Raw genomic sequence first — 17975 nt, 5'->3', positions numbered from 1 at the left:
CCGGCCAGAACCCGCCCCCGTCGCAACCGCAGAGCCGACGGAGTCCGGAGCACTGGCCCCGACCACGGACGCACCACCACGGCCCCACTCGGCACAGGAACCGCCCCGGCCAGAACCCGCCCCCGTCGCAACCGCAGAGCCGACGGAGTCCGGAGCACTGGCCCCGACCACGGACGCACCACCACGGCCCCACTCGGCACAGAAGCCGCCCCGGCCAGAACCCGCCCCCGTCGCGACCGGGAGGCCGGCCTCGTCCGGATGGGGGGCGGGGAGCGGATGGCGGGCGGTGTCACGGGGGCGGCGGGTGCCTCGTCCGGGGGGCGTGGCGGGCGAGGGCTCCGCGGGTCCGGGTCGGTCGGCGGCGGTCCGCGGGCCGGTGCTTCCCGGGCCCGGTCCGAACGCCGCCCCGGCGGGTGGCTCGTTCACCGGGGAACGGCCCCGGGGCGGGCCGTCGAGGACCGCGCGTACGGCGGTGAGGAGGTCCGGGGCGACGTGGGCCGCGGCGGCCGTCTCCTCCGGGCGGGTGCGGTCGTTGGGGACGAGGATGCCGTGGGCGCCGGCGCGTTCGGCGGCCTCCATGTCCGCGCCGATGTCGCCGACGACGACGCAGTCGGCGGGGCCGGTGCAGACGCGTCCGGCGGCCCACAGGACCATGCCGGGCTCCGGCTTGCGGCAGTGGCAGCCGTCGTCGGGGCCGTGCGGGCATACCGCCCAGACGTCGAAGGGGCCGATCAGCTCGTCGACGCGGCGGTTGACGCGCCGCACGTCGCCGTCGCTGATCAGGCCGCGGGCGACGCCGGACTGGTTGGTGACGACGCCGACGCGGATGCCGTGCTCGCGCAGCAGCGCCACCGCCTCGCGGGCGCCCTCGACGGGCCGGACCCGGTCCGGGTCGCCGTTGTAGGGGACGTCGTGGACGAGGGTGCCGTCACGGTCGAAGAGGACGGCCTTCACCGGGCCTGCGGGGCTCATGCGGCCACCTCCCGCCAGGCGGGGGCGCTCCGGTGGCGCCAGAGTCCCCCGAGCCGGTGGAAGGTCGCGGCGGGCGGGATGAGCGCGCTGGTGACCAGCATGGTGGTGATCTCGTGCCGGGTGCGCGGTCCGGGCGCGATGCGGGCCCAGGCGAACTCGGCGGTGCCGGCGGCCCAGCCCGCCCCGGCGAGGGCGGCGGCCCGGGGCCGTCCGGCGGCAGCGAGGGCGAGGGCGGCGGCGAGGGCGGCGGTGATCGCGGCGTGGCGCCGGATCCGGCCCCGGGGTGCGACCGCCTTGGCCCACCAGTCGGGGCCGTGCAGCCTGCGCATCAGGGCGTCGTCGGCGTTGCCGCGCTGCTGTTTCAGGGAGACCCAGCGCGCGGCGGGGCGTACGGGGTGGCGGGTGGTGCGGCGGCCCCGCCGGATGCGCCAGCCCGCGTCGAGGACGCGCAGCGCGAGGTCGGCGTCCTCGCGGAAGGCGCGGGTGAAGCGTTCGTCGAAGCCGCCGACCTGTTTGAGCACGTCGGTGCGGTAGGCCATGTCGGCGGTGATCCACCGGGCCCGGGCGAGGCCCGCGGTGCCGCGCTCCCAGTCGGTGGGCCGGCGCTCGCCCGGCAGCGGTACGGCGATCACGCCCTGGACGGCGCCGGTGTCGGGGGCCGCCTCGGCGAGGTCCTGGATCAGCTGGTCGCACCAGTGCGGGCCGACCTGGACGTCGTCGTCGAGGAAGGCGGTCCAGGGCGAGGTGACCGCGCGGAAGCCGGTGTTGCGGGCGGCGGCGGGACCGCGACTCCCGCTGCGCAGCACCACCGTGCGTTCGCGCAGGTCGCCGAGGACGGTCAGGGCGTGTTCCAGCGCACCCGGGTCGGCGTCGGGTTCCGGCCGGTCGTCGACCAGGACGATCTCGTCGGGGTCCGGCCCGTGCGCGGCGACCAGCGCGGCCAGGCAGTCGGCCAGCGTGTCGCGTACAAGGGTGGGGACGACGACGGCGTACCCGGTGCGCGGGCCGCCGGTCCCGGGGACGGTGCTCATGCGAACGCCCGTCCCCGGCGCACCGCGAAGGGGCCGATGGCCAGCAGGTCCACGGGTGCCGAGCCGAAGCACTCCAGCGCGTCGCGCGGGTCGTCGACCATGGGCCGTCCTGCGGTGTTGAGGCTGGTGTTGACGACGACGGGCAGCCCGGTGCGCCGTTCGAAGGCGGCCAGCATGCGTGCGACGAGGGGTTCGCGGCGCTCCTCGACGGTCTGGATGCGGGCGGTGCCGTCGACGTGGACGACGGCCGGGAGGCGCTCGCGCCAGGCGGGGTCGACGTCGTGCACGAAGAGCATGTACGGGCTGGGAATCGGCCCGGTGAAGATGTCGGCGGCGCGGTCGGCGAGCACCATGGGCGCGACGGGGCGGAACTCCTCGCGGCCCTTGACGTGGTTGAGGCGTTCGAGGTTCTCCGCGCGGCCGGGGTGGGCCATCAGGGAGCGGTGCCCGAGGGCGCGCGGCCCGAACTCGCTGCGGCCCTGGAACCAGGCGACGACGCCGTCCCGGGCCAGTTCCCCGGCGACGGTCTCGGCGATGTCGTCCGGCTCCTCGTAGGGGATCGCGGCCGTCTCCAGCCAGGCGCGGATCTCGTCGTCGCTCCAGCCGCGGCCGAGGTCGGCGCCGGGCATCGGTTCGGGGGCGGCGCCCTCCTGGGCGGCGGCCACGTGCAGGGCGCCGCCGAGGGCGGTGCCGGCGTCGCCGGCGGCGGGCTGCACCCACACGTGCCGGTACGGGCCGCGCGCGGCGATCTTCGAGTTGGCGACGCAGTTCAGCGCGACGCCGCCGGCCATGGTGAGAGCCTCGCCCCCGGCCTCGCCGTGCAGCCAGTGGACGAGTTCGAGGAGGAGTTCCTCCAGGACGGCCTGGGTGCTCGCGGCGAGGTCGGCGTGGTCCTTCGTCCAGTCCTCGCCCTTGGCACGGGGCGGGGCGAGGGCGGCCCAGTCGACGCCGTGGGCGCGGAAGCCGCCGTCGCCGGTGGCGTGGACGTGCTCGCGCAGCCGCTCCGCGAAGCGGGGCGTTCCGTAGGAGGCGAGGGCCATCACCTTGTACTCGTCGCTGCTGCGCAGGAAGCCGAGGTGCTCGGTCAGTTCCTCGTAGACGAGGCCGAGCGAGTGCGGCAGCGCCTGGGTGGCGAGGACATCGAGCTTGCCGTCGCGGTAGCGGCCGGCCAGGTGGGAGGCGGACTCGCCGCGCCCGTCGAGGACGAGGACGTCGTTGTCGGGGTGCGGTGAGGCCGGTCCGGCGGACGCGGCGTGCGCCACGTGGTGCGGGACGAAGACGACCCGGTCGGGGTCGAGGCCGGGCAGCGCCTCGGCGAGGAACTCGGGGGCGCGGCGGGCGTACTCGAGCCGCAGCGGGTCCCAGGGGTCGTTCAGACCGAGGTCGCGGGCGGGCCGGGCGAGTTTGGGGTCGAAGGAGTACGCGACGGCGTCCAGCTCCCCGGGTCGCACCCCGGCGTGTTCCAGGCACCAGCGCGCCGACAGCTCCGGAACCTCCCAGGCGGAGAAGGGCACCGGCCGCTTGCCGTGCTTGCGGCGGCTGAACCGCTCCTCCTCGGCGGCCGCGACGGTCCGTCCGTCGACGACGAGCGCGGCGGCCGGATCGTGGAACAGGGCGTTGACACCAAGGATGCGCATGGGGCGGGCTCCTCTCTCGGCGTCGCGGGTGCCGCGGGGCAGTTGCCCCAAACACTTGGATACAGGTCACTTCTGGAGAAAGGCGGATTTGTCACAGCAAGTGACTTTCTCGGGTCCGGTTCAGGCGGCGACGGCGTGCGCGAACCAGCCGATGGTCCGCTCCAGCCCCTCGTTCCAGCTCACGGCCGGCTGCCAGCCCAGCCGCTCCCGGGCCAGGGTGGTGTCCGGCCTGCGCCGGCCCGGGTCGTCGACGGGGCGTTCGACGAAGCGGATGCGGGAGCCGGACCCGGTGAGTTCGACCACCCGGCGGGCCAGTTCCAGCAGGTGATCTCGTCGGCGCCGCCGATGTTCATCGGCCCGCTCTCCCCGGACGCGGCGAGGGCCAGGACGCCCGCCACGGTGTCGTCGACGTAGCACAGGGACCGGGTCTGGCCGCCGTCGCCGACGACGGTGAGCGGCATGCCGTCCAGCGCCTGCGCGATGAAGGTGGGCACGGCCCGGCCGTCGCCGGTGCGCATGCGGGGGCCGTAGGTGTTGAAGATGCGGACGATGGCGGCGTCGGTGCCGTGCACCCGGCGGTGGGCGGTGACCAGGGCCTCGGCGAAGCGCTTGGACTCGTCGTGGACGCTGCGCGGGCCGATCGGGTTGACGTTGCCCCAGTACGTCTCGCGCTGCGGGTGCTCCAGCGGGTCGCCGTAGACCTCGGAGGTGGAGGCGAGCAGGAAGCGGGCGCCGTCGGCGTGGGCCCGCTCCAGGGCGTTGCGGGTGCCGGTGCTGCCGACGTCGAGGGTCTCCAGGGGCAGCCGGAGGTAGTCGGCGGGCGAGGCGGGGCAGGCGAAGTGCAGGACCAGGTCGAACCGGCCGGGCAGGCCGCGCAGCGCCACCGGGTCGGTGGCGTCGGCCCGGACGAACCGGAATCCGCGCCGCCGTTCCAGGTCGGCCACGTTGACACGGGAGCCGGTGGCCAGGTTGTCGAGGCAGACGACGTCGGTGCCGGCGTCGAGCAGGCGGCCGCACAGGTGGGATCCCACGAATCCGGCTCCGCCGGCCACCAGGGCCGGGCGCCAGACGCGTCCGTTTCGGGGGCCGACGGCCCCGGGGCTGTCGCTCACGGGCTTCTCCTCTACTCTCACCGTCACGTATGTGCCGGTTTGATTAGCCCGGGCGGCCCTTCACTACCTCGAACGGTTATTCGAAGAACCATCCGAGAGACCACTATAAACTGCGTATATACTCGCAGCGTATAGTCCTCGCATGCCTTCGCTGACCAGGAAGACGACAAAGACGGGGACCGGGTTGCGCGCACTCGCGACCTTCGCGGCCGCGGCCTCGCTCACCCTCGCACTGAGCGGCTGCACGAAGCTGGAGACGCACTCCCCCAGCTCCGTGCGCAACGCCGCCGCCGGTGCCGATGCCGCCGCACCGGCGGGCACGGCCGGCGGCCAGGCCCGCGCCGCCGGGCTCGGCACCGTGGACTGCGCGCACACCAAGTGCGTCGCGCTGACCTTCGACGCCGGACCGAGCGAGAACTCGGCCCGGCTGCTCGACATACTCAAGGAGAAGCAGGTCCCGGCGACCTTCTTCCTGCTCGGCAAGCGCCATATCGACACCTATCCCGAACTTGTCAGGCGCATGGCCGACGAGGGCCACGAGGTGGCCAGCCACACCTGGACGCACAAGATCCTCACGGACGCCGAACCGGACGAGATACGCGAGGAACTGGAGCGTCCGAACAAGGAGATAGAGCGTCTGACGGGCAAGCGCCCCACCCTGATGCGCCCGCCGCAGGGCCGCACGGACGACACGGTGCACGACATCTGCCGTGAGCTGGGGCTCGCGGAGGTGCTGTGGAGCGTGACCGCCAAGGACTACAAGACGAACGACTCCGACCTGATCACCGAACGGGTCCTGGACCAGTCGTCCCGGGACGGCATCATCCTGCTGCACGACATCTACGACGGCACCGTGCCCGCGGTGCCCGGCATCGTCGACGCGCTCAAGAAGCGCGGCTACGTCTTCGTGACGGTGCCCCAGCTGCTGGCCCCCGGGAAGGCCGAGCCGGGCAAGGTCTACCGGTAGTCCGGCCGGTCACGCCTCTACGCTCGTGCGGTGGCCACCTTCTCGCTGTACCGCACCGTCCCGCTCGCCCCGGACGAGGCCTGGCGCCGGCTCACCCGGTGGGAGCGGCACGGCGACACCGTGCCGCTGACCCGCGTCACCGCCGACCCGCCCGGCCCCACCCGCCGGGGCACGCTGGTCGTGGCCCGCACCGGCGCCGGCCCGCTCGCCTTCGACGACCCCATGGAGGTGACGGTCTGGCAGCCGCCGCGCGGGGACGTCCCCGGCCGGTGCCGGCTGGACAAGCGCGGCCGGGTGGTGCGGGGCTGGGCGGAGATCGAGGTCCGCACGGGTCCCGGCGGCCGGGCGCGGATCGTGTGGCGGGAGGACCTGGACGTCCGGCTCCTCCCCTCCCACCTCGACGGCGTCCTGGTCCGCGCGGGGCGCCTGGTCTTCGGCCGTACGGTCGATCACCTGCTGCGGCACCCGTGAACCGGGGGTTGCGGGCGGGGTACGGGCCGCGGACGAGTTCGCGCCGCGCGCCTCTCGGACGCCGTTTCCCGCGTACCGTGCCGGCATGTCTCCCAGAGCGCGCATCCTCGTCCAACTGTCCCTGACCGGCGCCCTGTTGACCCTGGCCGTGTCGGCGCCGCCCGCCTCCGCCGGCCAGGGCCGCCCGGTCCCGCTGCGCATCGCCACCTACAACATCCACGCCGGGGCGGGCTCGGACGGTGTCTTCGACCTCGACCGGCAGGCCGCCGCGCTGCGCGCCCTCGACGCGGACGTGATCGGCCTCCAGGAGGTCGACGTGCACTGGGGAGCCCGCAGCCAGGACCTCGACGTGGCCGGGGAGCTGGCGCGGCGGCTCGGCATGCGGGTGTCGTTCGCGCCGATCTACAGCCTCGACCCGGCGGCGGCCGGGGAGCACCGGCGCGAGTACGGCGTGGCGGTGCTGTCCCGCTTCCCGATCCGCTCCGCGACGAACCACGAGATCACCCGCCTGTCCACGCAGGAGGAGAATCCGGTACCGGCTCCCGCGCCCGGCTTCGGCGAGGTGACGCTCAGGGTGCGGGGAGTGCCGGTGCAGGTGTTCGTGACCCACCTCGACTACCGGGCGGACCCGGCGGTGCGCGAGGCCCAGGTCGCCGACACCCGGCGGATCATGGCCCGCGAGCGGGCGGAACTGCCGGGCGCCCGCCAGTTCCTGCTCGGCGACTTCAACGCCGAGCCCTCGGCGCCCGAGCTGGCACCGCTGTGGAAGGAGCTGCGCGACGCGGGCGCGGGGACCTCGGACACGTATCCCGCCGAGTCCCCCTCGAAGCGGATCGACTGCGTGGCCGTGGGCAAGGGCGTACGGGTGCGGGGCGTCGCGGTCCCCGAGGAGCCCGCGGCCTCGGACCACCGTCCGGTGGTGGCGGAGGTGTCCCTGGCCCGGAAGGACCGCGGCCGGGGCTGAGAGCGACCCGGCGCGGCGGCCGCGCTCCGCGGGGCCGCCGCTCCCAGGAGGGCTCAGGCCACCGACCCCATGCGCCCCGCCGGGCCGTCGTGGTGGATGGGGGTGTGGGCGCCGGTCAGGGCGGCGCCCGTGCCGCTGTGGCGGGTCGCGACGATCTCGGCGGCGATGGACAGGGCCGTCTCCTCGGGGGTGCGGGCGCCGAGGTCGAGGCCGATGGGCGACCTGAGGCGGGCCAGCTCCGGGTCGCCCAGGCCGGCCTCGCGCAGGCGGGCCTCGCGGTCCAGGTGGGTACGGCGGGAGCCCATCGCGCCGACGTACGCCACCGGCAGGCGCAGCGCCAGCCGGAGCAGCGGGATGTCGAACTTGGCGTCGTGGGTCAGGACGCACAGCACCGTACGGGCGTCGACGGCGGTGCGGGCCAGGTACTCGTGGGGCCACTCGGCGACGATCTCGTCCGCGTCCGGGAAGCGGGCCGGGGTGGCGAAGACGGGCCGGGCGTCGCACACGGTCACGTGGTAGCCGAGGAACTTGCCGGCCCGCGCCAGTGCCGAGGCGAAGTCGACCGCACCGAAGACGATCATGCGGGGTGCCGGAACCGAGGACTCGATCAGCAGGGTCAGCGGTGTACCGCAGCGCGAGCCCTGCTCACCGATCTCCAGCGTGCCGGTGCGCCCGGCGTCCAGGAAGGCGCCCGCCTCGGCCGCCGCCGTGCGGTCCAGCTCGGGGTGGCCGCCGAAGCCGCCGGTGCGCGAGCCGTCCGCCCGGACGGCCAGCGCGTGGCCGACCAGCTCCGCCGGGCCGCTCACGATCCGGACGAGGGCCGCCGTCTCCCCGCGCGCGGCGGCGGCGAGGGCCGCGGCCAGGGCCGGACGGGCGGGGTCGCCCGTCCGTACCGGGGTGACGAGGACGTGGATGACCCCGCCGCAGGTCAGCCCCACGGCGAAGGCGTCCTCGTCGCTGTACCCGAAGGTCTCCAGGACGGTTTCGCCGTCCTGGAGGGCCTGCCGGCACAGCTCGTACACGGCTCCCTCCACGCACCCGCCGGAGACCGAACCGACCACCGTGCCGTCGGCGTCCACCGCGAGGGCGGCACCGGCCGGCCGGGGCGCGCTGCCGCCGACGGCCACCACGGTGGCCACGGCGAAGTCGCGTCCCCGCCCGGCCCACCGGTGCAGCTCTTCGGCGATGTCCAGCATGGTCCGGTCCTCCTCGGCCGACGGGTACGTGAAGGGTTCCCGTCGTGGCGCCTAGTGCACGCCCATCCAGCTCTCGATCGGGTTGAGGGCGAAGTAGACGACGAAGATCACCGTCAGGCCCCACATGAACGCGCCGATCTCCCTGGCCCTGCCCTGCGCGACCTTGATGGCGACGTAGGAGATGACGCCCGCGGCGACACCGGCCGTGATGGAGTACGTGAACGGCATCAGGACGACGGTCAGGAAGACCGGGATCGCGGTGGCCCGGTCGGCCCAGTCCACGTGCCGGGCGTTCATCATCATCATCGCGCCGATGACCACCAGCGCCGCCGAGGCGACCTCCTGCGGCACGATCGCGGTGATCGGGGTGAAGAAGAGGCAGGCCGCGAAGAACACGCCGGTGACGACGGAGGCCAGCCCGGTGCGGGCCCCCTCGCCGACGCCGGTCGCGGACTCGACGAAGACGGTCTGGCCGGAGCCGCCCGCCACGCCGCCGATGGCACCGCCGGCGCCGTCGATGAACAGCGCCTTCGACAGGCCCGGCATGCGACCCTTGTCGTCGGCGAGCTTCGCCTCCGTGCCGACGCCGATGATGGTGGCCATCGCGTCGAAGAACCCGGCGAGCACCAGCGTGAAGACGATCATGCCGACCGTCATCACGCCGACGTCGCCCCAGCCGCCGAACTCCAGGCTGCCGAAGAGCGAGAAGTCCGGCATGGAGACCGCGCTGCCGTGCAGCTCGGGGGCGCCGTTGGCCCACTGCTCGGGGTCGATCACCCCGGTGGCGTTCAGGATCGCCGCGACGACGGTGCCGGTGACGATGCCGATCAGGATCGCCCCGGGCATGTTGCGGGCCTGGAGCATGAAGATCAGGAGCAGGGTGCCCGCGAAGAGCAGGACGGGCCAGCCGGCGAGTTCGCCCGCGGGGCCGAGGGTGAGCGGGGTCGCCTCTCCCGCGTGGACGAAGCCGCCCTTGACCAGGCCGATGATGGCGATGAACAGGCCGATGCCCATGGTGATGCCGTGCTTGAGGGCGAGCGGTATCGCGTTCATGATCATCTCGCGCAGCCCGGTGACCACGAGCAGCATGATCACCACGCCGTACATCACACACATGCCCATGGCCTGCGGCCAGGTCATCTGCGGCACGACCTGCCCGGCGATCACCCCGGAGACCGAGAGTCCGGCGGCCAGGGCGAGCGGCACCTTGCCGACGAAGCCCATCAGGAGCGTGGTGAGCGCGGCGGCGAACGCCGTCGCGGTGATCAGGGCCTTCTGGCCCAGGGTGTCGCCCGCCGCGTCCTTGCCGGACAGGATCACGGGGTTGAGGAGGACGATGTACGCCATCGCCATGAAGGTGGTGATGCCGCCGCGCACCTCACGCGCGACCGTTGATCCCCGGTGGGATATGTGAAAGTAGCGGTCGAGCCAAGACCGTCCGCCGGGGACGCGGGAGCCCGCGCCCGCGTCTTCGGCGGTGATCTCGGGCTCCACTGACTGCTGGGTCATGGGGCCGTCTCCCAAGGTTCATAGGTGCACCCGTGCCTTCGGCGAAAGCGCGGGATTTGGGAGGTGTCAGCTCGGGGGACGGCCCGGTACTGCACCTTGGGTGAACCGGCGCCGGAATTCCGTGGCCGTGAGTGCGGCCGCTGTCCGGCGTCGGGGTGCCGTGGCGCCCACCCGTGCCGCTGGGGGTCCCCCCAGGCCCTCAGGGCTCTGGGGGGAGGCACGATTGCCCGCCACGGCGGCGTCACGCCGTACCGGTGAGGTGTTCCGGTCGCACCGGCGTGCGGTCGAGCGCCAGCCCCGTCGCGTCCCTGACGGCCGCGAGGACCGCCGGGGTGGACGACAGGGTGGGTGCCTCGCCGACTCCGCGCAGCCCGTAGGGCGCGTGGTCGTCGGCGAGTTCGAGCACGTCGACCGGTAGGGCCGGCGTGTCGAGGATCGTGGGGAGCAGGTAGTCCGTGAACGACGGATTGCCGACCTTGGCGGTCACCGGGTCGACGACGATCTCCTCCATCACCGCGATGCCCAGGCCCTGGACGGTGCCGCCCTGGATCTGGCCGATCACGGAGAGGGGGTTCAGCGCCTTGCCGACGTCCTGGGCGCAGGCCAGCTCGATCACCTTGACCAGGCCCAGTTCGGTGTCGACCTCGACCACGGCGCGGTGCGCGGCGAAGGAGTACTGGACGTGGCCGTCGCCCTGGCCGGTGCGCGGGTCGAAGGGCTCGGTCGGCCGGTGCCGCCACTCCCGTTCGACCTCGACCGCCTCGTCCTCCAGGACGTCCACGAGGTCGGCGAGGACCTCACCGCCGTCGGTGACGACCTTGCCGCCCTCCAGGAGGAGTTCGGCGGTGGCCCAGGCGGGGTGGTGGGAGCCGAACCTGCGGCGGCCCGTCTCCAGGACGCTCTCGCGCACCAGCTCGCAGGCGTGTCTGACGGCGCCGCCGGTGACGTAGGTCTGCCGGGAGGCCGAGGTGGAACCGGCCGAGCCCACCCGTGTGTCGGCGGGCCGGATGGTGACCTGGGTGACGCCCAGCTCGGTGCGGGCGATCTGCGCGTGGACGGTGACGCCGCCCTGGCCGACCTCCGCCATCGCCGTGTGCACGGTGACGACGGGCCGGCCGCCGGCGATCTCCAGGCGGACCCGGGCGGTGGAGTAGTCGTCGAAGCCCTCGGAGAAGCCGACGTTCTTGATGCCGACCGCGTAGCCGACGCCGCGTACGACGCCCTCGCCGTGCGTGGTGTTGGACAGGCCGCCGGGCAGCTGCCGTACGTCGGCGCCCTCGCTGGACTCCCACTGGCGCTCCGGCGGCATCGGCATCGCCTTGACGCGGCGCAGGAGTTCGGCGACCGGCGCCGGGGAGTCGACCGGCTGTCCCGTGGGCATGAGCGTGCCCTGCTCCATGGCGTTGATCCGGCGGAACTCCACCGGGTCCAGGCCGAGTTCGGCCGCCACCTTGTCCATCTGCGCCTCGTAGGCGAAGCAGGCCTGGACCGCGCCGAAGCCGCGCATGGCGCCGCAGGGCGGGTTGTTGGAGTAGAGGGCGAGTGCCTCGATGTCCACGTCCTCGCACACGTACGGTCCGACCGACAGCGAGGCGGCGTTGCCGACGACCGCCGGGGAGGCGGAGGCGTAGGCGCCGCCGTCCAGGACGATCCGGCACCTGACGTGGGTGAGCCGGCCGTCCCGGGTGGCGCCGTGCTCGTAGTGGAGCCTGGCCGGGTGGCGGTGGACGTGGCCGAAGAAGGACTCGAAGCGGTTGTAGACCATCTTGACGGGTTTGCCGGTGCGCAGTGCCAGCAGACAGGCGTGGATCTGCATCGACAGGTCCTCGCGCCCGCCGAAGGCGCCGCCCACGCCGGACAGCGTCATCCGCACCTTGTCCTCGGGCAGGCCGAGGACCGGGGCGATCTGGCGCAGGTCGGAGTGGAGCCACTGGGTGGCGATGTAGAGGTCCACGCCGCCGTCCTCGCCGGGGACGGCGAGTCCGGACTCGGGGCCGAGGAAGGCCTGGTCCTGCATGCCGAAGTGGTAGTCGCCCGTGACGATCACGTCGGCGCGCCCGGCGGCCGTGTCCGCGTCGCCGCGCACGATCGGCTGGCGGTGCACGATGTTGGGGTGCGGGACGTGGGCCATGTGGCGGTCGGTGCGGTGCTCGTGGACGAGGACCGCGCCGGGGGCGGTCGCGGAGGCCTCGTCGGTGACGACGGGCAGCTCCCGGTACTCCACCTCGATCCTGGCGGCGGCGCGGCGCGCGGTCTCCGGGTGGTCGGCGGCGACGATCGCGACCGGCTCGCCGTGGTGGCGGACCCGGCCGTGGGCGAGGACCGGGGTGTCCCGGATCTCCAGTCCGTAGTGGCGTACGTCGGTCGGCAGGTCGTCGTAGGTCAGGACGGCGTACACGCCGGGGGTGGCGAGGGCCTCGGCGGTGTCGATGGAGAGGATCTCGGCGTGCGCGACGGTGGAGCGCAGGATCTGGCCCCAGAGCATGTCCTCGTGCCACATGTCGGACGCGTACGCGAACTCGCCGGTGACCTTGAGGACGCCGTCCGGGCGGAGCGTGGACTCGCCGATGCCGCCCTTGGCCCGGGAGCCCTGGGTGAGGCCGGTGGGTGCGCCGACGGCGGTCATGACCGGGCCCCCTCGGACCGGCGGGCCGCGGCCAGGCGGACCGCGTCCATGATCTTCTCGTAGCCGGTGCAGCGGCACAGGTTGCCCGACAGCGCCTCGCGGATGTCCTCGTCGCTCGGGTCCGGGTGGCGCTCCAGCATCTCGTCGGCGGCGACCAGCAGTCCGGGCGTGCAGAAGCCGCACTGGACGGCGCCGGCGTCGACGAACGCCTGCTGTACCGGGGCCAGTTCGATGTTCTCGCCGGTCTGCGAGTCGGTGCCGCCGGCCTGCCACCGCCGGGCCGCGTCCAGCGAGGCGCTCTCGCCGTGGCGGGCGCCGGGCTCGCCGGGGCCGCCCCCGGCACGCCTCCGGGCGTACTCGGCCAGGCCCTCGACGGTGACGACCTCGCGGCCCTCGGCCTGCCCGGCGGCGACCAGGCAGGAACACACCGGCACGCCGTCCAGGCGGACCGTGCAGGAGCCGCACTCGCCCTGCTCGCAGGCGTTCTTGGAGCCGGGCAGCCCCATCCGCTCGCGCAGCACGTACAGCAGGGACTCGCCCTCCCACACGTCGTCGGCCTCCTGCGGACGTCCGTTGACGGTGAAGTTGACGCGCATCACGCGGCTCCTTCCGTGGTGCGGCGGGCGCCGCGGTACGACTCCCAGGTCCAGGTGAGCGTCCGGCGCGCCATCACGCCCACCGCGTGGCGGCGGTAGCCCGCGGTGCCCCGTACGTCGTCGATCGGGTCGCAGGCGGCGGTGCACAGGTCCGCGAACCGCTCGACGGCCGACGGGGTGACGATCTTCCCGTTGTCCCAGAAACCGCCGTCCTCCAGTGCCGCGTTGAGGAAGTCCTCGGCGGCCGTGGCGCGGATCGGGGTGGGCGCGGCCGAGCCGATGCCGGTGCGGACGGTACGGGTCTCGGGGTGCAGGGCGAGGCCGAAGGCGCACACGGCGATGACCATGGCGTTGCGGGTGCCGACCTTGGAGAACTGCTGCGGTCCGTCGGCCTTCCTGACGTGCACGGCGCGGATCAGCTCGTCGGGCTCCAGCGCGTTGCGCTTCACGCCGGTGTAGAAGGCGTCGATCGGGATGCGGCGGGTGCCGCGCACCGACTCGGCCTCGACCTCGGCGCCGGCGGCGAGCAGGGCCGGGTGGGCGTCGCCGGCCGGGGAGGCGGTGCCGAGGTTCCCGCCCACGCCGCCGCGGTTGCGGATCTGCGGGGAGGCGACCGTGTGCGAGGCGAGGGCGAGACCCGGCAGCTCGGTGCGCAGGTTCTCCATGATCCGCGTGTAGGACACGGAGGCACCGAGCCGTACGGAGGTTTCGCCGACCTCCCACTCGGTCAGGTCGGCGACGCGGCCGAGGTCCATGAGGTACTCGGGCCTGCGGTGATCGAAGTTGATCTCGACCATCACGTCCGTACCGCCCGCGATCGGCACGGCGGTGGGGTGCTCGGCCTTCGCGGCGAGCGCCTCCTCCCAGCCGGCGGGGCGAAGGAAGTCCATGACCGGCTCTCCTCCTCGTCTGATCGGGGTGTACGGATCGAGCCGGATGCGGGGGCAAAGGGCCCGGCTTGTTCATGTGCTGTTCACGCGGGACGGCCTCAGTACACCGTCGTGTGCTCCACCAGGGTCAGTCGCAGAAACCATGAAGGAGTTGGCTGGCCAGGGCGGGCATCTTGTAGATTCGTATGAACGGAGGTGCTCAATTGCCTCCCTGTTCTCCTCTGGAATCGGGCGACACAGCCGCGTGACCTGGAACACTTCGAGACAAAGAACGGCGGCGACGAGAATGCGGCTGCGCGCACTGCTGGACACCGACGCGCTGGGCCTCAAGCTGCTCGGCGGCGAGGACGAGCTGGACCGCACGGTCCGCGGCGTGATGACCACCGACCTGCGGGACCCCAGCCGCTACCTCTCGGGCGGCGAACTGGTCCTCACCGGTCTGGCCTGGCGCCGGGACGCCGCCGACTCCGAGCCGTTCGTCCGCCTCCTGGTGCAGGCCCAGGTGGCCGCGCTGGCCGCCGGTGAGGCGGAGCTGGGGGACGTGCCGGAGGACCTGGTGGCGGCGTGCGCGCGGCACCGGCTGCCGCTGTTCGCTGTGCACGAGTCGGTGGCCTTCGCGACGATCACCGAACACGTCGTGCGCCAGGTCTCCGGCGAGCGGGCCGGGGACCTGGCGGCCGTGGTGGACCGGCACCGCCGGATGATGACCTCCGGCCCGGCGGGCGGCGGCCCCGACGTGGTCCTGGACCTGCTCGGCTCCGACCTCGACCTGCGCGCCTGGGTCCTCTCCCCCACCGGACGGCAGGTCGCCGGACCCAAGGACGCGGAGCCCCCGCTCCCGGCCGAGGTGTGCGCCGAGCTGGCCGCGGAGCACCTGGCGGCCACCCGCACGGGCCGGCGCGCGCCGCACCGGGTGTCGGTGGGCTCCACGACGTACAGCCTCTTCCCGGTGCGGGGCCGGGGGCAGCTCCCGGCGACGGCCGCGGGGACGCGTGTCGCGCAGGGTGCGGCGGCGGGCCGCGAGGTGCGCGAGACGGTGCTGTCCGACTGGCTCCTCGTGGTCGAGGCGGACGCCGGGGACTGGGCCGAGGAGCGGCTCGACCTGCTGTACGGCGTCACCCAGCTGATCGCGGTCGAGCGGGACCGGCGGGACGCGGCACGCACGGTGCGGCGGCGGCTCGCCCAGGAGGTACTGGAGCTGGTGCAGACGGGCGCCGCGCCCGCGGAGATCGCGGCCCGGCTCCGGGTGGCGGCGCCGGTGCTGCTGCCGGGCCTCGGCGCGGCACCGCACTGGCAGGTCGTGGTGGCCCGGGTGGAGTGGGAGGACGGCGACGGGCAGACCGGCCGCATCGCGCAGACCCTGCTGGAGGAGATCCTCGTCGACCCGCACGCCACCGGCCCCGAGCAGTCGGACCGCATCGCCGTGGCGCACACCGGCGAGGAGGCGGTCGCCCTCGTACCGCTGCCGGCGGTCTCCGCCGAGCACGACGGCTCCGAGGCCGGGGTCCTCGCGGACGCGCTGCTGGAGTCCGTACGGGAACCGCTGTCGGCCGGCCTCGACGGCGACGGGCGCGTCACGCTCGGCGTCAGCGCGGCCGTGCACTCGGCGGAGGGGCTGCGCGGGGCGCTGGAGGAGGCACGGCACGCGCGTCGGGTCGCCGCGGCGCGCCCCGGCCGGGTCTGCGCGGCCGGCCACCAGGAGCTGGCCTCGCACGTGCTGCTGCTGCCCTTCGTCCCGGACGACGTCCGCCGCGCCTTCACCGCCCGGCTGCTCGACCCGTTGCGGGACTACGACCGCCGCCACCGCGCCGAGCTGATCCCGACGCTGGAGGCGTTCCTCGACAGCGACGGCTCCTGGACGCGCTGCGCGAACCGGCTGCACCTGCACGTCAACACGCTGCGCTACCGCGTCGGGCGGATCGAGCAGCTGACGGGGCGTGACCTGTCGCGGCTGGAGGACAAGCTCGACTTCTTCCTGGCCCTGCGGATGAGCTGAGACCCGGGGAGCGCGGGGGCCGCGGGAGGGCCCGGCGCGGTCCGGAGCGGTTCAGGGCGGTCCGGGGCGGTCCCAAACCTCGGCGGCACGAAGTCCACGACTTTGTGAAAAGATTCACCCATCCTCTTGGCCGGGCCGCCGGTTCCGTGCTGAGATGCGGCCACCACTCGAGAGCTCGATGGCGTGCTAAGGGGAGGGCGACGTGGCGCATTCCGCCATGGCTGGTTCTGGCTGGGGAACGACCGAAGGTGACGATCCGCTCCAGACCGCGGTATGGCGGTTGCGCTCGCGCGGCTGCTGGGCCGACGCGGCCGCCCTGCTGGAGCCGGTCACCGCGGACACCGCCTTGCAGCGGACCGCGCTGCTGGTGGAGCGGTGCCTGTACACGGAGCAGGGCTGGGCCGAGGCCGAGGACGCGTTGCGCACCGCGGAGGCCCTGGCCCACAGCGACGACGAGCGCGGGGCCGCCGCCTGCGAACGGGGTCAACTCGCGTACGCCGCCACCGTGCACGGGGTGCGTGACCGGGCCGACGAGGCGCGGGCCGCGCTGGGCCGGGCGGCGGCGCTGATCGCTCCCGGCGCGGAGGGGCGGGCGCTGCTCGACTTCCGGCGCGGACTGCTCGCGGAGAACCTGACCCGGTCCCCGCAGGCCGCCCGCGCGGCGTACCGGCGCGCGCACGCCGGGGCGACGGCGCACGGAGAGCCGCTGCTCCTGTCCTTCACCTGGCGGCATCTGGCGGGTCTGGCCCTGCGCGAGGGGGAGTTGACCGAGGCACGGCACGGATTCACCGAGTCGCTGCGCATCCGCGAGGAGCTGGGGTACCTCGTCGGTACGGCGCCGGCGCTGGCCTCGCTGGCGGACGCGGAGTCGGAGCCGGAGGCGTCCCGGCTGCGAGAGGAGGCGCGGCGGCTGTTCCGGCTGCTCGGCGGCGTGCCGACGTGGCTGGCACGGCAGTTGGCGCCGCCGGCTGCGGGCGCGGCGACGGCCTGAGGGCTCCGCCCCCGCGTCACGGGAACCTGCTCCAGCGCGGGGCCGTGTTGGCCCAGGCCGCGTCCCACTGGGCGAGGTTGCGCCGGTGCAGCAGGAGACCCGTGGCGGCGTGGGCCGCGAGGCCGGTGATGACGACGCCGAGGAAGGCGAGGATCGCCCAGCCCATCGTGCGGCTGCGGATCTGCTCCGCGCTCAGCGGCGGCTCGGTGATCCGGCCCTCGTCGTCGACCCAGACCAGGACGGTGCTGTCGGCCGGAAGGCCCGGTTCGACCTCGGTCTTCCCGGTCCTGCTCACCCCGTCGGATCCGGTGAAGCGGACCGGGACCGGGTAACGGGTCTTCTTCGCCTCGTCGGATCCCGGCTCGGGATGGCGCGGGGCGTCGTGGGTCAGGACGGCGGGGCGGTGGTCCCGGGTCCGCGTCTCGTGCTCGGCGGTGCTCCGGTAGTGCCGGTAGGCACTGTCGCCGACCCCGAACATCGCCGCCGGGGCGGCCACCAGTACGGCGAGCACGAGCCCGAGCGAGATCCACGCCCGCAGCCGGTCGCTGGGCCGCCGCAGCGGGTTGCGCCGCCACCGCCACAACAGGAGGTACGGGTGCCGCACGGGGTCGGGGTCGGGAACGGCGGGTGGTGGCTGGGCGGGGGGAATCTCTCCGGCCACGGTGTGTCTCCTTCCTGGGACGGGGCGGTCGTCGGGTCGGGCTCGCGCGGTCGCCCGCGCGAGACGCGGGGTACGGCCGACGCCGGGGCGGGCGCCGGCCGTACGAACGGGGGGACGATCGGGGGACGGGGAACGGGCGTTGCTCGAGAGCTGGGCCTTGGCCGGGGGACGCGGCGTTGGCCGGGGGGACGGGGGTGGTGGCTTGCCGGGGGGGGCGGGTGCGGTGCTTCCGGTCCGGGGGGGGGGGGGGGGGGGGGGGGCCGCCCCCCCGCCCGGGGGGGGGGGGGGGGGGTGAGGCGGGGGGGGGGGGGGGGGGGGGGCCTCTAAAGGATAACAACACCCCCCCCCACCGCCCC

At 74.2% G+C, this 17975-nt stretch carries 13 protein-coding genes and 2 pseudogenes; 5 read left to right on the top strand and 10 right to left on the bottom strand.

The window, feature by feature from the left end; all coding sequences use genetic code 11:
• Positions 1-396: 396 nt before the first annotated feature.
• The 4 genes and pseudogenes from ACIQFU_RS26125 to ACIQFU_RS26110 all read right to left on the bottom strand — a co-directional run.
• Positions 397-972: pseudogene (locus tag ACIQFU_RS26125) on the bottom strand (D-glycero-alpha-D-manno-heptose-1,7-bisphosphate 7-phosphatase); the annotation flags it as partial.
• A complete protein-coding gene (locus tag ACIQFU_RS26120; protein ID WP_402554602.1) occupies positions 969-2003 on the bottom strand; it encodes a glycosyltransferase in 1035 nt (344 codons plus the stop codon). The gene ACIQFU_RS26120 and the pseudogene ACIQFU_RS26125, both read right to left, overlap by 4 nt.
• The gene (locus ACIQFU_RS26115; protein WP_402554601.1) at positions 2000-3640 is read right to left on the bottom strand and encodes a carbamoyltransferase; all 1641 of its coding nucleotides are present in this window, start codon (positions 3638-3640) and stop codon (positions 2000-2002) included. Before ACIQFU_RS26115 ends, ACIQFU_RS26120 begins: the two co-directional genes overlap by 4 nt.
• A 120-nt stretch (positions 3641-3760) precedes the next feature.
• Positions 3761-4752 (bottom strand): annotated as a pseudogene (locus ACIQFU_RS26110) (NAD-dependent epimerase/dehydratase family protein).
• Positions 4753-4894: 142 nt separating this feature from the next.
• On the opposite strand from ACIQFU_RS26110, the gene ACIQFU_RS26105 reads away from it, so the two are divergent.
• The 3 genes from ACIQFU_RS26105 to ACIQFU_RS26095 all read left to right on the top strand — a co-directional run bounded on the left by ACIQFU_RS26105 (position 4895) and on the right by ACIQFU_RS26095 (position 7154).
• Positions 4895-5719, top strand: coding sequence for a polysaccharide deacetylase family protein (locus ACIQFU_RS26105; RefSeq protein ID WP_402554600.1), 825 nt, complete (start codon positions 4895-4897; stop codon positions 5717-5719).
• Positions 5720-5749: 30 nt separating this feature from the next.
• Positions 5750-6190 carry an SRPBCC family protein gene (locus ACIQFU_RS26100; protein ID WP_402554599.1) on the top strand — a complete coding sequence of 147 codons (441 nt, stop codon included), beginning with the start codon at positions 5750-5752 and terminating at the stop codon, positions 6188-6190.
• Between the two features lie 85 nt (positions 6191-6275).
• A complete protein-coding gene (locus ACIQFU_RS26095; RefSeq protein WP_402554598.1) occupies positions 6276-7154 on the top strand; it encodes an endonuclease/exonuclease/phosphatase family protein in 879 nt (292 codons plus the stop codon).
• Positions 7155-7207: 53 nt separating this feature from the next.
• On the opposite strand, the gene ACIQFU_RS26090 is transcribed toward ACIQFU_RS26095, so the two are convergent.
• From ACIQFU_RS26090 to ACIQFU_RS26070, 5 genes are all read right to left on the bottom strand, one after another.
• Positions 7208-8350, bottom strand: coding sequence for an XdhC family protein (locus ACIQFU_RS26090; RefSeq protein ID WP_402554597.1), 1143 nt, complete (start codon positions 8348-8350; stop codon positions 7208-7210).
• Positions 8351-8401: 51 nt separating this feature from the next.
• The gene (locus tag ACIQFU_RS26085; protein ID WP_402554596.1) at positions 8402-9859 is read right to left on the bottom strand and encodes an NCS2 family permease; all 1458 of its coding nucleotides are present in this window, start codon (positions 9857-9859) and stop codon (positions 8402-8404) included.
• Positions 9860-10100: 241 nt separating this feature from the next.
• Complete coding sequence (locus ACIQFU_RS26080) at positions 10101-12485, bottom strand: xanthine dehydrogenase family protein molybdopterin-binding subunit (RefSeq protein ID WP_402554595.1); 2385 nt, start codon at positions 12483-12485, stop codon at positions 10101-10103.
• Positions 12482-13081: a (2Fe-2S)-binding protein gene (locus ACIQFU_RS26075; protein WP_402554594.1), complete on the bottom strand. Its 600-nt coding sequence runs from the start codon at positions 13079-13081 to the stop codon at positions 12482-12484. Before ACIQFU_RS26075 ends, ACIQFU_RS26080 begins: the two co-directional genes overlap by 4 nt.
• On the bottom strand, positions 13081-13971 hold the full coding sequence (locus ACIQFU_RS26070; RefSeq protein ID WP_402554593.1) for an FAD binding domain-containing protein: 891 nt from the start codon (positions 13969-13971) through the stop codon (positions 13081-13083). Before ACIQFU_RS26070 ends, ACIQFU_RS26075 begins: the two co-directional genes overlap by 1 nt.
• A 286-nt stretch (positions 13972-14257) precedes the next feature.
• On the opposite strand from ACIQFU_RS26070, the gene ACIQFU_RS26065 reads away from it, so the two are divergent.
• Positions 14258-15967 carry a PucR family transcriptional regulator gene (locus tag ACIQFU_RS26065; RefSeq protein WP_402554592.1) on the top strand — a complete coding sequence of 570 codons (1710 nt, stop codon included), beginning with the start codon at positions 14258-14260 and terminating at the stop codon, positions 15965-15967.
• A gap of 202 nt (positions 15968-16169) precedes the next feature.
• Positions 16170-16958, top strand: a complete 789-nt coding sequence (locus tag ACIQFU_RS26060) for a hypothetical protein (protein WP_402554591.1) — start codon at positions 16170-16172, stop codon at positions 16956-16958.
• A gap of 16 nt (positions 16959-16974) precedes the next feature.
• On the opposite strand, the gene ACIQFU_RS26055 is transcribed toward ACIQFU_RS26060, so the two are convergent.
• Positions 16975-17619, bottom strand: coding sequence for a hypothetical protein (locus ACIQFU_RS26055; protein ID WP_402554590.1), 645 nt, complete (start codon positions 17617-17619; stop codon positions 16975-16977).
• Positions 17620-17975: the final 356 nt, after the last annotated feature.

The sequence above is a fragment of the Streptomyces sp. NPDC093065 genome (assembly GCF_044754585.1).
Classification (GTDB): Bacteria; Actinomycetota; Actinomycetes; order Streptomycetales; family Streptomycetaceae; genus Streptomyces.
Note: the sequence above shows the minus strand (reverse complement) of the source record. Positions and strands in the feature narration are given on the sequence as shown.

Coding starts and splice junctions, on each gene's coding strand:
- ACIQFU_RS26120 (WP_402554602.1), bottom strand. CDS start 2,003: ATGAGCACCGTCCCCGGGACCGGCGGCCCGCGCACCGGGTACGCCGTC.
- ACIQFU_RS26115 (WP_402554601.1), bottom strand. CDS start 3,640: ATGCGCATCCTTGGTGTCAACGCCCTGTTCCACGATCCGGCCGCCGCG.
- ACIQFU_RS26105 (WP_402554600.1), top strand. CDS start 4,895: ATGCCTTCGCTGACCAGGAAGACGACAAAGACGGGGACCGGGTTGCGC.
- ACIQFU_RS26095 (WP_402554598.1), top strand. CDS start 6,276: ATGTCTCCCAGAGCGCGCATCCTCGTCCAACTGTCCCTGACCGGCGCC.
- ACIQFU_RS26090 (WP_402554597.1), bottom strand. CDS start 8,350: ATGCTGGACATCGCCGAAGAGCTGCACCGGTGGGCCGGGCGGGGACGC.
- ACIQFU_RS26085 (WP_402554596.1), bottom strand. CDS start 9,859: ATGACCCAGCAGTCAGTGGAGCCCGAGATCACCGCCGAAGACGCGGGC.
- ACIQFU_RS26080 (WP_402554595.1), bottom strand. CDS start 12,485: ATGACCGCCGTCGGCGCACCCACCGGCCTCACCCAGGGCTCCCGGGCC.
- ACIQFU_RS26075 (WP_402554594.1), bottom strand. CDS start 13,081: ATGCGCGTCAACTTCACCGTCAACGGACGTCCGCAGGAGGCCGACGAC.
- ACIQFU_RS26070 (WP_402554593.1), bottom strand. CDS start 13,971: ATGGACTTCCTTCGCCCCGCCGGCTGGGAGGAGGCGCTCGCCGCGAAG.
- ACIQFU_RS26065 (WP_402554592.1), top strand. CDS start 14,258: ATGCGGCTGCGCGCACTGCTGGACACCGACGCGCTGGGCCTCAAGCTG.